The sequence below is a fragment of the Mycobacteroides franklinii genome, assembly GCF_001853795.1.
Classification (GTDB): domain Bacteria; phylum Actinomycetota; class Actinomycetes; order Mycobacteriales; family Mycobacteriaceae; genus Mycobacterium; species Mycobacterium franklinii.
In genome coordinates, this window is the sequence record NZ_MLIK01000024.1 from 541,259 (window position 1) to 555,060 (window position 13,802).

Sequence of the window (13,802 nt, forward strand, 5' to 3'; positions counted from 1 at the left end):
CCCAGCAGGATCGAGGGCCTGGAGTGTTCCGAGAGTGCTTGTCGTAGGACGCTACTACCTGCCGCCGTGCCAGTCGCGGATCGCTTCCGCGAACTGTTCGGGTGCGTCAGAGGGCACGAAGTGGCCGGCGCCCTTGACGCTGACGGTCTGGTGATCGGAGAAAGTGTGTTCCCACCGTCGTAGTTCGCTCTCGCCAAATGCGAAGTCGGCGTCACCCCAGATGATTAGCGTCGGCAGTGCTGCGATTTCGGTCAGCCCGGCTTCGATGTCAGCGAGAAATTCTCGGCTGGAGGTGATTTCGCGGGGAAATACTGCCGAAGCTTCCCGCCGCGCGGGGCTGCCGAGCGCCTTCTGGTAGTGGGCCATCTGCTCGGCGGTCGGCTTGTGCAGTCGGTGCCCAACGGGGATCATCAGATTGACGAAGAGGTTGAGTTGCCGGATAGCCAGGCGTCCGATCGAGCTGCCCATCACGTGCGACATGATCTGTATCAACGGGTCATTGACGGGCCATGCCCAGGTGTTGGTCAGTACCAATCGGTTGAAGACTTCGGGGCGTTTCTGCACGGCCGCCAAGCCGATTGGGCCGCCCCAGTCATGGGCGACCAGTGTCACCCCGTTCAGTCCGAGTGCGTCCACGAAAGCGCTGATCACCTGGGCATGTTCTGCGGGCAAATACCGGTATCCTGGCGCTGCTTGTGACAGTCCGAATCCAGGGTAATCCACTGCGACACAACGAAATTCTTGCCGCAGGGATTGGATGACTTCGCTGTAGTCGAACGACCAGGTTGGGTTGCCATGCAGGAACACCAATGTGGGTCCCGATCCCTCATCCACGTAGTGGATATGGTGCCCATCGATGCCGATGAATCGGCTTTCAAACGGGAACAACTCATCATCAACCCAAGCGGGTCTGTCTGCGACTGTCATGGCCACCCCTTGCTCGATAGTTGATATAATCATCTTTACTTTATATTTACAAGTCGATTGCAAGATGGAAGCCGCCATACCGCGGTTTTGCGGGTACTCCGGATGGGGGTGGTGTGTGATCGGCGGGATTTCCCGATCGTCCGCCAGCTTCTGGTGGGCCCGTGCGCTTCAGCGAGCCGCGGCGGGACTGCCTGGGATCAGCGACCATGCGACGATCATTGAGATCCAAAGGGCTTGTCGGGCAGGCGGATTCACCCATCATTCCGTCACAGTGACATAATGATGGGTGGCGGGAGGGAAGGAGGCAACCACGGGAAGGGGGCCGGATGGCCGCGCATGCAAATCGGATGCGATTCAATGGCGCGCGGTTGGCCACGCGCGACGGAATCGCACGGCGGGCGGTTGCACTAGCCGTTGACAGGCCGAGCCTGACGTAAGTCCCGTCGGTATCGTATCGTCACAGTGACGTTTTGCGGGTGTGGGGCTAGATAGCTGAACGGGGCCACCAAATCGCCAAATGTGCCGCGTCCGAGAGGTTTTGGGATGTTTGGGTATCGGACTGGCCGGCATGAAAGCCGCCGATGCATGTGTGGTCATTCGATGGTCGCCGAGGCTGTGCGCTTTACGGCCCGCTGATTGCGAGGAGGCGTAGGGCTTGTGGTCGGCGATAGGCGCAGGCGGGGTATTTATACGAGATAGGCGCACGTGACGCCGCTTCCTGTCGCCCGCCCTGTATATATCTAACGCCGATAAGACACATTATGTCAGTTGAAAGTCTGGTTATTGCGGCGGATGCATAACTAGCCACTCTCCTGCACGGCCGACGAGTGCTCGATGGTTGAGATTGTTCGGCTGGATTCGGTTCCGAGTTTTAGACGTGTCGCGGTGCGGACGAGGTCGGCGACAGCTTCGGATCGGGTGTGTGGTGGCCAGGCGATAACGGTAGTGACGGCTGGTGCGTCTAGTACGGGCACTATGGCGAGGTCGTCGCGCAGCGGTACCCGGACTGATTCAGGTACGAACGCGCAAGCCCGTCCGAGAGCGATCAGCTGGAACAGCTGGGTGTGATCGCGCACCTGCGGGCCGGGTCCGTCGCGATAGCTCCCGTCCTGTCGCGGCCAGCGTGGCAAGGGCAGGTCGATCAGGGCGTTGACCTCGGCTGTCGATATGTCTGGTCGGTCAGCGAAGGGATGGCCTACGGGCAGGATCAGGACCTGCTGTTCGGTGTGCAGGTCCTGAGTGTCGAATCCGGCGGTGGTGTCGTAGGGCCGCTGCAGCAGCGCGACGTCGGCGCGCCCGTCGCGCAGCAGTCTTTCCTGCTCGCCGGGTCCACACAACACCACCTCGACGTCGACAGCGCCGGGTTCTGCGGCGTAGACGTCCAGAAGTCTGGACAACAGTTCGCTGGAAGCTCCGGCCTTCGTGGCCAGCACCACACCGGGCTTCTCGGTAGCGGCGCGACGAGTGCGGCGCTGAGCGGCTTCGACCGCCTCTAGCGCGGCCCGGGCCTCCCTCAGCAGCACCTGCCCGGCCTCGGTCAAAGAGATGCCGCGGGTGCTGCGGTGCAGCAGTATCACTCCGAGTCGCCGTTCGAGCTGCTGGATCGCCCGCGACAGCGGTGGTTGCGCGATCGTTAGCCGGTGCGCGGCCCGCCCGAAGTGCAGCTCCTCGGCGACAGCGACGAAGTATCGCAACTCCCGCGTCTCCACCAGGTCATCGTATCGGCCCCTCACCACGATCGATACCCGCGCGGTATCGCCGCCCACCCAGCTGATCTTGGACGGCTCACTCGCTCCCCCGGCAGGATCGACGACATAAGTGAGCAGACGATCGCGCTGGTGACCGTTGGGAACAAAGGAAAATGGAGTGCTGATGATTAACGTTGCAGTGATCTACTACAGCGAGACCGGCAGCATCAAAGGGTTGGCGGCGGCGGCCGCCGAGGGCGCAACCACGGCCGGGGCCGACGTGCGCCTGCTCTCAGCCGAAGACGCCAGCAACGACGACATGGAATGGGCCGACGTCGTCTTGTTCGGGACGCCCAGCCACTATGGCACGATCGCCGCCGGACTCAAGACGTACATCGACAGCACCGGTGACCTGTGGCGGGCGGGCAAGCTGGCCGGCAAGGTGTACGGAGCCTTCGTCTCCAGCGCGAGCACGCACGGCGGTCAAGAGACCACCCTGACGAATTTTACGACGATCTTCACCCACTGGGGCGGGATCATCGTGCCGCCCGGCTTCACGGCCCCGGTCCCATTAGTCGAGCAGATGCAGTCGGGCAACCCTCACGGGGCCGGGCACGTCGCCGGCTTCGGCAACCCTCCCACGGAGTTCGCTCTGGATGCAGCCCGCCACCAGGCTTTGCGCGCTGTCAAGGTGGCTGCCCGGCTGACGTTCGACGCGACATCGGCTCAGTAGTGAACAAGCAGCGGGATGCTTGCAGTGGCTGGAAGAGATTGGGAAGGAAGACAATTGAGGAGACAGATGGCGGCGACGGCACTTCCTGGCGGTACATTCACGATGGCCGAGAATCTGACGGTCACCCGGATGGGGTACGGCGCGATGCAGTTGGCCGGGCCGCAGGTGTTGGGCCCGCCCGCCGACCGCGGCGCGGCGGCGGCAGTTTTGCGCGAGGCGGTGAGCCTGGGCATCACCCACATCGACACCAGCGATTTCTACGGTCCTCACGTCACCAACCAGATCATCAAAGAAGCCCTATACCCCTACCCCGATTCGTTGCACATTGTCACCAAGGTCGGATCGCGGAGAGACGCCGAAGGCGGCTGGCCCAAGGCCCTAGCGCCCGAGCAGTTACGCCAGGCCGTTTACGACAATCTCGACCATCTCGGACTCGACACCCTCGACGTCGTTAACCTGCGCGTCGGAGGATTCCAGACACCTACACCTGGCTCGATCGCCGAACCGTTCACCGTGCTCGCCAAACTGCAGCAAGACGGACTAATCAGACACCTCGGGCTGAGCACCGTGACCCCCGCGCAGATCGTCGAGGCGCAATCCATCGCGCCGGTCGTCTGCGTGCAGAACTTTTACAACCTCGCCCACCGAGCCGACGATCGGCTGATCAATTCCCTTGCCGAGCAAGGCATCGCATATGTGCCCTACTTCCCGCTCGGCGGCTTCTCCCCGCTGCAGTTCGACGAACTGCGATCGGTCGCCACCCGTCTCGACACCACACCGATCGCCGTTGCACTAGCGTGGCTACTTCGGCGCTCACCCAACATTCTGCTGATCCCGGGGACCTCATCGGTCGCACATCTACGCGACAACGTCACCGGAGCTGCGTTGTTCCTCTCCAAGAACGATCTGACCACGCTGAACAGCATCGCCTCATGAGAACGGCCATCAAAAGCCCTGTCGCACAACCCGATTACGATCACACCAGTTTACAACTAGCCGCCTTGCAACTCTCCTCGATTGCCGTGTCGGAATGTAGACAGATTGCATTGTCCCGCGCTCAGAATGAAGGCCCAACCCGGCTACGGTCCACGGCCGAATAGTGTGAAATCGAATATGCAGGGTTACCAGCAAACTACTGCATATCGCATCCAGATGAATCCTCACCCGCCTACCTGCCGGCCACCGCTCGTCCCATCATCTTCGGCTGCGGGTCGACACAAGTTGCCCTTCAAATGGATCCCGGTGGCCGCAGGGACGGTGAAGGAGTGGTTAGGGTAGCGAGCATGACTGTGCACGACCGGCTCGACGAGCTTTCCCAGCGGATCACGGCGCTGACGGGGCAAACCATCAGCCGCGACCAGGTGAAGGCAGTGGCCGACCAGGCCTACAAGCAGCAGATCGATCTCGACGACGATGGCCAGCTGCGCACGCTGGTAGCAGAACTCGCTGTACCGCTGGCTGCCGGTGGACCCGCAGTGCCGGGCATACAGTCTGGCCAGCCTGCTGAATCGGAGAACGCTGCCTCGACCTTGCCGGCACCCACGCCTTCAGCCGCGGCGTCCGGGAACCGCCGGATGCGATGGGCGGTGGTCGCAGCTGTCGCAGTACTAGTGATCGCAGGGGGCATCACCGCCTACTTCGTCATCCGACGCGCCTCGAACCACTGCGAGACCACGGTCGCCGCCGCCGAGGAGGTTGCCCACCTGAGCCTCGAGTTCACCGGTCTCGCAGAGCAGAACCTGCCCGCGCTCAAGGAGCGTCTATCCCCTGAGGTTTACACACAGTCCGAAGAAGCATTCCGCTCCGTCAGCACGATTCCGGGCGCAGATCGATACGTCTCGCATATCGCCGAACTGACCAGCACGCAGGTCGAGTGCTCCGGTACCAATGCCCGCGTTGAGTCACAGATCGCCTGGTCGGTAACGACATCTAGAAACCCTGCACCGCAGACCACACACGGGACCTGGGCCACCACTCTCGAGTACCAGAAGAACCGGTGGATCGTCACCAAGGTTGAGTACGCGTCTAAGCACTGATGTGGCCGGTCCTGAGCGATTTCGCCGCGAGGCGCCCACCCCCGCGCCGGAAGGTCGACGGCGTTTCTCCCCCGTCGCAACTCAACTGAATCGCAGGCACTCGTTGTAACTTGCTCGCTGCCGCTCGAGTCACGGGCCGACCGCCGGAGCCGATTGACAGCCGCGCTAGAAATCCGGGGGCGTCCGCATTGTGCTCAGCGGAAAAAAGGTTCAACCGTGCCACTGAGCTTGACGACCATAGGATTTCCGCGGCGATCCTTCGCAGTGGGGACTTCGACACGCACCCAACCCTCGGCCACGTTGTATTCGTGAACATTGGTTTTCTCGACACCATTAAAGCGAATACCCACGTCGCGGCGAAGCACCTCTTCGCTATAGAAGGCGCTACGCGGATCGATGGAGAGGTGATTCGGTGGAACGTCTGTGTTCTGATCCTCGGACATGATGGCCTTCGTTGAATGCTGCGTTAGGTGCTCGGATTGTTCTCGAAGAATCTACGCGACCGTGCAGTAGTGGGTTGCGCGTAGGTCTAGGAGGGCCGCTCTCCCCTGCCGCTTCTGATGAATTCCGCACGTTCGTATCGGGAGGAATGCGCCACTCTCCCATCGTGCGCCGTCGCCGTACCCCACTGTTGCTGCATGGTTGCGTGCCTGGGTGGCGACTCGAACTGGCGTCCGGCTAGGCGTCGTGACCACTGAATGCGGCCTGACTGCTCGGGGGGCACCACTTGGGTGGACACTATAGCGTGGCCCTTTCTGCAACAGTTTTCAAAGTCGAACTTGGCGTCTCCGATGTCGATCACGGTTACTACGCCGATCACGCACTGACCGTGGCCCGTCATCCCAGCGAGACCGATGAGCGGATGGTGGTGCGCTTGTTGGCTTTTGGGCTCCGTGCACACCGACTCAGCGACGTCGACGGCGAGTTGGCGTTCGGGCCAGGCCTGTCCACTCCTGGTGTACCGGACTTGCGGCTAGCCGACTACACCGGCCGGATCCTGGAGTGGGTCAACGTCGGCCAGCCCGATGAACGCGCATTGGGCAAGGCGGCCAGCCAGGCCGACCAGGTGCTGCTCTTCCCATTCGCCGCCGGCGTGGCCACCTGGTGGCGCACCGTCGGCCCCAAAGTGGCGGGGCTGTCGAACCTGTCGGTAATGCAGATACCGCACGCAGCGGTGCAGCAACTGGCCCAGGCTGTCGATCGACGGCTCTCGGCGCAGGTGATGGTGATCGAAGGTCAGGTGACGATGACCGTAAGCGGGGTCGACGTCACGTTCACGCCCGAGCCATTGGAGTGAACGTCTGAGCCCGAGTTGGAACAGGCACGCATGCTTGGCCGAAGCTAAAGTCGTGACCCGGCGCCGACTTTCACCCGGCCGACGTCGAGGTGTGCATTTCCCACACCAACAGTTCAGAATCCTCGGTCGCAGTAATTCGGTGCCCACCCGTCGCGGTGAGACGAACGGCGTCCCCGCGGTTCAGCGTTCCATGGGCTTCAAAATCAACGCGGCCCTTGGCGACGTACACATGTCCGAACGGGGCATCGGGCACATTCACCGCGGCCCCCTCCGCGAGTCGGGCCGCGTACAGGGTGGCGCTCCGGTTTCCGATGCTGATCGCTGCGTCGTCGCGATGTTGAGGCATACCCGAAGCGACTGGAACCAATGCGCCGGCAGCCAGCTCTTTCTGTATGTCGAGTTGCGCGTAGTTGGGTGTAACACCGAGTTCGTCAGGGGGAAGCCACATTTGCACTACACGCAGTTTTTGGCGTTCTTTGCGCCCTGCCCCATTGCGCTCCGAATGATTGATTCCACTCCCCGCGCTCATCCGCTGTGCCAAGCCTGGGTATATGACACCGTCGTTGCCGATCGAATCTTTGTGGACCACTGAGCCTTCCAGCACCCACGTGATGATCTCGGCGTCGCGGTGCGCGTGCATGTCGAACCCTTCGCCGGGCTCGACGGTGTCATCGTTGTGGATCAACAGCACACCATGGGCATTGGCGGCAAAGTCGAAATTTCCGGTTGCCGGGAACGACTGCCATGAGTCGAGCCATTCGCTTCGCCAGTTGCCCCGATCTTCGCTTCGGATGACCCGCACCTGCGCCATGTTGATCACACCTCCATCTCGTGCCTCACTAAACGGAAGGGTTCATCGAGATATTCCTCAGCGCCACAGATCATGACCGCGCCCTGGCGATTCGCCTCACTGATCCGTGAACACCACCTGGCGATGGGAGTAGAAGGTGACGTCTTCTCCCTTTCGCAGGTCGAGTACTTCGCATCCGTTGTCTGTGACCGCGACGACGTGCTCCCAGTACACGGCGAGCGACCCATCCGCGGTGACGGCCGGCCGTGTGGGTGTGTCAAGCCTCTTACCTTCTCCAGATCCCGCACATATGAACGGCTCCACAGTGATAACCATCCCCTTCTCCAGTACGCGCCCTTCGTTGCGTGGGTCTTTGTAGTAAGGGATGAGCCATCCGTCGGCGTGCACCTGACCCGTCGAATGTCCGGTGCCGCTGGGTACCCGGAGCATGGAGAAGCCGAAGGACTCGACGTAAGTCTGCACGCGTTCTGCGATGTCCTGGATCTTCGCCCCTGGTTGCACCAGGCTGATTCCCAGACACATGGCCTGGTAGCCGACCGCGTTGAGCAGTCTTGCCTCCGAAGAAGTCTCGTCGCCGACGATCCACATCCGTTGCGTGTCCCCGCACCAGCCATCCTTCTTCAAGCTGATATCGACGCCGAACAGATCACCGATCCGCAACGGGGCATCTGTCGGCTCGCCGCTGAACGCGACATCGTTGTGCGCGATGGAGATTGAAGCGTACTGACTCGCGTCATAACCACTCAGGTCCTCGCGATCGATCTCCGCCCCATACTTGTCCACGATCAACGAGTGTGCGATCGCATTGATCTCGTTGGTGGTGACACCAGGGAGCACGTGCGGCGATATCTCTTCAAGGACCTTCGCGGCAATGCTTCCCGCGACCCGGAGTTTCGCGACGTCTTCGGGAGACTTGATTGAAATCGTGTCATAGTCCACGCCGTGACCCATAACAGCCCTCTCCTCACATTAATTTGTACAACTCTTTTCGATGCTGATTCGCGATCAACTCGAATTTAGTCGGAAGCGTCCGGTAAATCGAACGAAAGTATTTCAATGGGACTGTGAATAGATTTTGTTGACGAATTCTGATCAGGGTAATATTTCAGGCGGTTCTGCCGAAAAAGTCGTTGACTACAGTCAAAGTCAACGCAGGGCCTGCAGAGGAGTCCAGATGGTCCCGCCGGTGAACTACGCGAGCCTTCGGGCCCTGGAGGCCGCAGAGCGACGCAGAAGCTACTCGCTCGCTGCCACCGAGCGCTACGTCACCCACAGCGCGATCAGCCACCAAATCCGGCAGTTGGAGTTGTCTCTCGGGATCAGCTTGTTCGTTCGATCAGGAACGCAGATGCTGCCAACCCCGGAATGCAGCCGCTTGGCCTCACGGATCCGAAGGGCCTTGAACGAGATCGATCAGGCGCTCGCTGAAACGAGCGCGCGGCAAGGCGCCGCGGTCACGCCTTTGCTTCTCAGTGTCATGACGGACTTCGCCATGTTCTGGCTCATCCCCCAACTCGGTACGTTCACAGCCCAGTATCCCGAAATAGAGTTGACAGTGGCCCCGCACACCAATATCACGCCGCCTGACCCTCGCACCGCCGACATCGGGATCTGGCACCAGAAGGCCACCGCTCACGGGTATAGAAGTGTGCGCCTGACCGAAGACAGCGTCATCTGTGTCTGCAGCCCGGACTTCGCCGCCCGCTACCCAGATTTAGGCAACAAACAACTAGCTGAAGTCCCACTGCTCCGCTTCGGATCCCGATCGTGGCGGGAGTTTTTCGAAGCGGCCGGAATCGAAGATCCCCCTCCCGAAAAAGGCCCGGTTTACCGTGACGCGGGCGCTCTGCTGCAAGCGGTGATCTCGGGACAGGGGGCGGCGATGATCCGCTGCCACATGGCAGCGCCCTTCCTGGCGCGCGGCGAGCTCGTTCGCATTGGGACGGCCGAGGTACCCGCGCAGCTTGATTATTACGTCACGTGGATGGAAGACCACCCACGAAAGAAGGACATCGACACGTTCGTCACATGGCTCCGCGAGAACCTCTCTGCAGAGAATCGAGAATAAGCTCTTTTCAAAACGGCAAGCCATTCCTGTGGTGATCTGATCCTATAAACAAATCAATCCCTGATGCCGACTACCCGCCGGCAAGCAATTAGGAATTCAGTCAGGCGGCGTGTCCTACATAACTGGCGGAGTGGCCGATGGTTGCGTGGCCGGCGGTGCTGAGGGCGTGCATGAATTCATATTGTCGACGTAGGCCCTCACGTGCTTGGCGACGGCGCCCTCCGGGGACGGCGAAGTTTGTGGTTGTTCGCAACAGATTGATGGGGATTCTGAGCATCGGGTACCACGGTGGCATGTAGGTCGGGAGCCCCAGCATTCGCATTTGCGCTCGGCCGATGAACGCAGTGGTGATCGAGATATGTTGCGCCCAAGCAATTCTGCGGCGTATTGAGGTGAATCGTGGGTAGTTCCACCGCAGTGGATCGTTGGCCATGGGTACCGCCATAGCGCGACTGGTCTCGTCGGGGTGATGCAGCGACATGAGGTAGTGGTACAGCCGGAGCATGGCATCACGAAAGCTGGTGGGAAGGTTCTGTTCTTCGATACCCATCAGCCAGCCCACGTACCGGGTCAAGTGCGCGACATCCTCAAGCTCGCGAGGGGTGGCGATGATGCCGAACGCCACTGACAGAACCGCCGGCACGTAGATGGCACCGAGCATGGTGGCCGCCATATCGGTTTGGTTAACCGGCACTCCCCATTCGTCGGCTTTCCACTGCGGCAGGCCCGCGACATGTCGTCGCGCACGCCAAACGCTCACAGCCATGAGTGAGGCCATCGCGGCCGCAGGACCCGATCCTGAGCAGGTTGCGCGCGCAGGGCTGACGGCGTGCATCGATCTGCTCACCGGGGACCCCCGAAAGGCCCGAGTCGTGTTCGTTGAAGCCCCCGCCCACAGCTCGCAGCCCCACCGCACGCAAATACGCGACATGTTCATCGGTCTGATGCGTGCGCAAGCCGCTTCCAAAGTCGGTGGCGCCCTATCGAACGAGCTGGACAGCAAGATCAGATTCGCCGGTGTCCACCTGTTCGGTGCACTGATGGAGTGCACAACCACGTGGCTAGCCGGCGACCTACCCATGGACAAGGCCGAACTCATTAACCAAAGCGTCGATCTCCTGCTGGCAGTCGGCAATCACGTCCTACCTGCCGCGCAACCAGTCAGGGAGTAGAGCCAACCCGGCGCTGGCTGAAAATGCAGGGTTACCTGGGCGACGCTTTCTAAGAACGTCTGCTGTCTAGTAGAGGCAAGAGCTCTGCCGGGCCGACGACACAGCGAATACTAGTTGGACTGGTCGTCTAGCCCGATAAGGCGTGCGGTCCGCGATGCGTGCCAAGATTTATGCCATTCCCCAGTTCGCCACTGACACAATGAATTAAACCGGAAGCCCGCATTGGGTTACCGTCGGTCACAGAAGCATATTTGACGTAGTGTCGATTTTAATCCACACTACGTCGAGTTACTGCCCATTGGGCGATGGGCTTTGAGTACTCAAAGGAAGTGCGTGTGAAGACGTTTCTCATCACCGGAGTGAGCAGCGGGTTGGGCCGAGCTTTTGCGGCTGGAGCGCTGGGAGCTGGGCATCGTGTGGTCGGCACGGTGCGTAAGCACGCCGATGTTGGGGCGTTTGAGTCTTTGTCGCCTGGGCGTGCCGTTGCTCGGCTGCTCGATGTCACCGATGATGCTGCAGTCTTTGACGCCGTGGCTGACATCGAGGCCAACGTGGGCCCCATTGAGGTACTTATCGCCAACGCCGGCTACGGCCTTGAGGGGATCTTTGAGGAAACGACTCTCGCTGAGCTGCGCGCCCAGTTTTCCACCAACGTCTTCGGCGTGGCGGCTACCTTGCAAGCGGTGTTGCCGTATACGCGTCAACGCAGGGCGGGGCATCTCATGGCGGTGACATCGATGGGCGGGCTGATGGCGGTGCCTGGGATGTCTGCCTACTGCGCAAGCAAATTCGCGGTCGAGGGCCTGCTAGAGAGCCTCAAAAAAGAAGTGGCTGCATTCGGTATCCATGTCACTGCGATCGAGCCCGGGTCGTTTCGCACTGACTGGGCCGGGCGGTCTTTGGTCCGTGCCGAGCGCTCCATCTCTGACTACGACGCGTTGTTCGACCCCATTCGGGCCGCCCGGTCCAACGCCAGCGGCAACCAGCTAGGTAATCCAGCCATGGCCGCCCAAGCGGTGTTGGCGATATTGGATCAGCCTGAGCCGCCAGCGCATTTGGTGCTCGGTTCAGATGCGCTTAGGCTGATCCGCGCTGCACGGGACGCTGTCGATGACGATATCCGTCAATGGGAGACGCTCTCGCGGACAACCGATTTCGCTGATGGTGCACAGATTGTGGCGACGTGATCGCGCCAACGCCAATAGTCCCGCCGCTTGAAGGACCCGTGTCTTCGCGGCGAACGGCCGCGGGCCAGCGCAAAGGCGATCTTCGTGAGCAACAGATCCTCGATGCCGCCGAGGGGCTACTGGACAGCCGCGGCTATTTCGAGATGACGGTCAACGAGATCGCCGAGGCCGCAGGCATCACCCGCAGTGCGCTGTACTTCTATTTTGGGTCCAAACAGGACGTAGTCACTGCGCTGGTGGCACGTACCGTGCAGGCACTGCGTGACAAGTCAGAAGCTGCGCGCAACGATCCCGCCGACCCCGAAACGGTTGTCGCTACGGCCCTGGACCGCACCCTACAACTATGGCTGAAGCACAGCGTAGTGATGCGGGCCGCAGTCGATCTGAGCTCGACCATCCCAGAGATCGATGAATTATGGACTGGTGCCGCCGACATCTTTATCGAGGCCATTGCCAAGGTCCTCATGCGTATGGGTGTGCCAGCTGGCAGCGGACCCGGCGATGCACACGCGGTGGCCGAAGCCCTGTGCTGGATGATCGAACGCACCTTCTACCAGGCATCAAAAAACTCGGTAAAAGATCTTGAACTCGCCAAACAGACATGCCAGATCGTGTGGACGCAAATGATGCAGTCTCGCAGCGCAGACCATGCCACCGGGTGAGGTTCCGGTCACCCCTGACCAGCTCGCCAGACAGGATTTGTGGACCTCACAACACTGCGCGGGTCCATCACAGATCAGGCTGTTGCGCCGTTCTGCATGACCGGCCGCCCCCCTTGGACCTCAGACGGAACGTCGTTTTGGTTGGAGCCGAAACCATGGCGCCGTACTAGCCCGCTGTTGCATCGTGCAGTCGATGCGGTCGGCTATCGAGGCTCCGCATGATCTAGTGCGAGGAGCAGATATCCGATGCAAATCGAAAATGAAACTGCCAACGAGTCAAAAGAATCCGTCGATGGCCACCTAGGCGACAACGCGAGCGTCCACAAGACAGATACCGTTGTCAGGGTCGAAAAGCTCGAGCGCGACGCATCGGATCTGCACCGCGAATTCCTTACTGCTGAGCCATTTCCTCACCTGGTGGTCGACGATTTTCTCCGTTTGTCTCCGGAGGCTTCCGATAGCTTTCCTGGTGCATACTGGCCCTGGTGGAACCAATGGGACGACGGATACATCCAGAACAAGCGGTTCTGCGCGGAAATCGACCTCATCCCGGAGCCGTTCAAAACCGTCATCAGAGAGCTCAACGAACCGCGCTTCCTGAGCGTGCTCGAAAAAGTTACCGGTATCCCGCAGCTGCTGCCCGATCCCTATCTGTTTGGGGGTGGCATCCAGCTCAGCGGCGCGGGCGGCATCCTGACTCCGCACACCGACTTTCACTACCTTCGCGCGCTAAACCTGTACCGCCGCATCAACGTTATCGTCTATTTGAACGAGAGCTGGTCACTAGATGACGGAGGTTGCCTGTCGCTCTACGACGTGGAGGGCCGGGCCGTCCAGACGGTCGTTCCCGTCTGGGGCAGGGCTCTCATCTTTCGCACCGATGACCACTCGGTGCACGGATTCCCTCTCCCCGTCGCCGAAGACTCCTGGCGGCAATCGCTGGCGCTGTTCTACTACACAGCGGCCCCTGCTGACAGCTTCGGTGGTGACGAGACGACGTACTACAGGGAGCATGGGGAACAGCACGGCATCGCTCGCAAGGCCCGACTGCGCGCGTACAGGACCCTGCTGAACCTCAGCCGCAATGTCAGCATGTTGGCGTATGTCGTGAACCCCAATCTCGGTTTCCCTGCGGTCAAGGCTCATTTCGCGTACGTGCGCAAGGCCAAAGCCCGTGAGATAGCCAGAAAATTGCTGCAGTAGGGCCGGCGCCTACCGCTA

15 protein-coding genes are annotated in these 13,802 nt (G+C 60.8%); 9 read left to right on the top strand and 6 right to left on the bottom strand.

Going from position 1 to position 13,802, the window contains the following annotated elements:
• Positions 1-54: 54 nt before the first annotated feature.
• Together BKG76_RS22035 and BKG76_RS22040 are read right to left on the bottom strand one after the other, a co-directional pair.
• Positions 55-1,005, bottom strand: a complete 951-nt coding sequence (locus BKG76_RS22035) for an alpha/beta fold hydrolase (protein ID WP_330220047.1) — start codon at positions 1,003-1,005, stop codon at positions 55-57.
• 722 nt (positions 1,006-1,727) lie between these two features.
• Positions 1,728-2,636: a LysR family transcriptional regulator gene (locus BKG76_RS22040; RefSeq protein WP_083338202.1), complete on the bottom strand. Its 909-nt coding sequence runs from the start codon at positions 2,634-2,636 to the stop codon at positions 1,728-1,730.
• A 163-nt stretch (positions 2,637-2,799) separates the two neighbouring features.
• Between BKG76_RS22040 and BKG76_RS22045 the strand changes: the two genes are divergently transcribed.
• The 3 genes from BKG76_RS22045 (at position 2,800) to BKG76_RS22055 (ending at position 5,384) form a co-directional block, all read left to right on the top strand.
• The gene (locus BKG76_RS22045) at positions 2,800-3,348 is read left to right on the top strand and encodes an NAD(P)H-dependent oxidoreductase (protein WP_070940062.1); all 549 of its coding nucleotides are present in this window, start codon (positions 2,800-2,802) and stop codon (positions 3,346-3,348) included.
• Between the two features lie 66 nt (positions 3,349-3,414).
• Positions 3,415-4,284, top strand: coding sequence for an oxidoreductase (locus tag BKG76_RS22050; protein WP_070939810.1), 870 nt, complete (start codon positions 3,415-3,417; stop codon positions 4,282-4,284).
• A gap of 347 nt (positions 4,285-4,631) precedes the next feature.
• A complete protein-coding gene (locus tag BKG76_RS22055; protein ID WP_070939811.1) occupies positions 4,632-5,384 on the top strand; it encodes a hypothetical protein in 753 nt (250 codons plus the stop codon).
• A gap of 194 nt (positions 5,385-5,578) precedes the next feature.
• Here the strand turns inward: BKG76_RS22055 and BKG76_RS22060 are convergent, their stop codons facing one another.
• On the bottom strand, positions 5,579-5,827 hold the full coding sequence (locus tag BKG76_RS22060) for a DUF3297 family protein (protein WP_005058085.1): 249 nt from the start codon (positions 5,825-5,827) through the stop codon (positions 5,579-5,581).
• Between the two features lie 302 nt (positions 5,828-6,129).
• Here BKG76_RS22060 and BKG76_RS22065 point away from each other — a divergent pair, with 302 nt between their 5' ends.
• Positions 6,130-6,681, top strand: coding sequence for a YaeQ family protein (locus BKG76_RS22065; RefSeq protein WP_070939812.1), 552 nt, complete (start codon positions 6,130-6,132; stop codon positions 6,679-6,681).
• 70 nt (positions 6,682-6,751) lie between these two features.
• On the opposite strand, the gene BKG76_RS22070 is transcribed toward BKG76_RS22065, so the two are convergent.
• Both BKG76_RS22070 and BKG76_RS22075 read right to left on the bottom strand, forming a co-directional pair.
• Positions 6,752-7,492, bottom strand: coding sequence for a pirin family protein (locus BKG76_RS22070; RefSeq protein WP_070940063.1), 741 nt, complete (start codon positions 7,490-7,492; stop codon positions 6,752-6,754).
• Between the two features lie 96 nt (positions 7,493-7,588).
• The gene (locus BKG76_RS22075; RefSeq protein WP_070939813.1) at positions 7,589-8,443 is read right to left on the bottom strand and encodes a M24 family metallopeptidase; all 855 of its coding nucleotides are present in this window, start codon (positions 8,441-8,443) and stop codon (positions 7,589-7,591) included.
• Positions 8,444-8,666: 223 nt separating this feature from the next.
• Here BKG76_RS22075 and BKG76_RS22080 point away from each other — a divergent pair, with 223 nt between their 5' ends.
• Entirely contained in the window at positions 8,667-9,560 is an 894-nt protein-coding gene (locus BKG76_RS22080) for a LysR substrate-binding domain-containing protein (protein WP_070939814.1), read from the top strand.
• A gap of 100 nt (positions 9,561-9,660) precedes the next feature.
• Here the strand turns inward: BKG76_RS22080 and BKG76_RS24625 are convergent, their stop codons facing one another.
• Positions 9,661-10,395, bottom strand: coding sequence for an oxygenase MpaB family protein (locus BKG76_RS24625; RefSeq protein ID WP_236737634.1), 735 nt, complete (start codon positions 10,393-10,395; stop codon positions 9,661-9,663).
• On the opposite strand from BKG76_RS24625, the gene BKG76_RS25370 reads away from it, so the two are divergent.
• From BKG76_RS25370 to BKG76_RS22105, 4 genes are all read left to right on the top strand, one after another.
• Positions 10,325-10,732: a hypothetical protein gene (locus BKG76_RS25370; protein ID WP_070939816.1), complete on the top strand. Its 408-nt coding sequence runs from the start codon at positions 10,325-10,327 to the stop codon at positions 10,730-10,732. The genes BKG76_RS24625 and BKG76_RS25370 overlap by 71 nt on opposite strands.
• A gap of 335 nt (positions 10,733-11,067) precedes the next feature.
• Entirely contained in the window at positions 11,068-11,919 is an 852-nt protein-coding gene (locus BKG76_RS22095; RefSeq protein WP_083338203.1) for an oxidoreductase, read from the top strand.
• 38 nt (positions 11,920-11,957) lie between these two features.
• Positions 11,958-12,581 (top strand): TetR/AcrR family transcriptional regulator, encoded by a 624-nt coding sequence (locus BKG76_RS22100; protein WP_070939818.1) that lies wholly within the window; start codon positions 11,958-11,960, stop codon positions 12,579-12,581.
• 246 nt (positions 12,582-12,827) lie between these two features.
• The gene (locus BKG76_RS22105) at positions 12,828-13,784 is read left to right on the top strand and encodes a 2OG-Fe(II) oxygenase (RefSeq protein WP_070939819.1); all 957 of its coding nucleotides are present in this window, start codon (positions 12,828-12,830) and stop codon (positions 13,782-13,784) included.
• Positions 13,785-13,802: the final 18 nt, after the last annotated feature.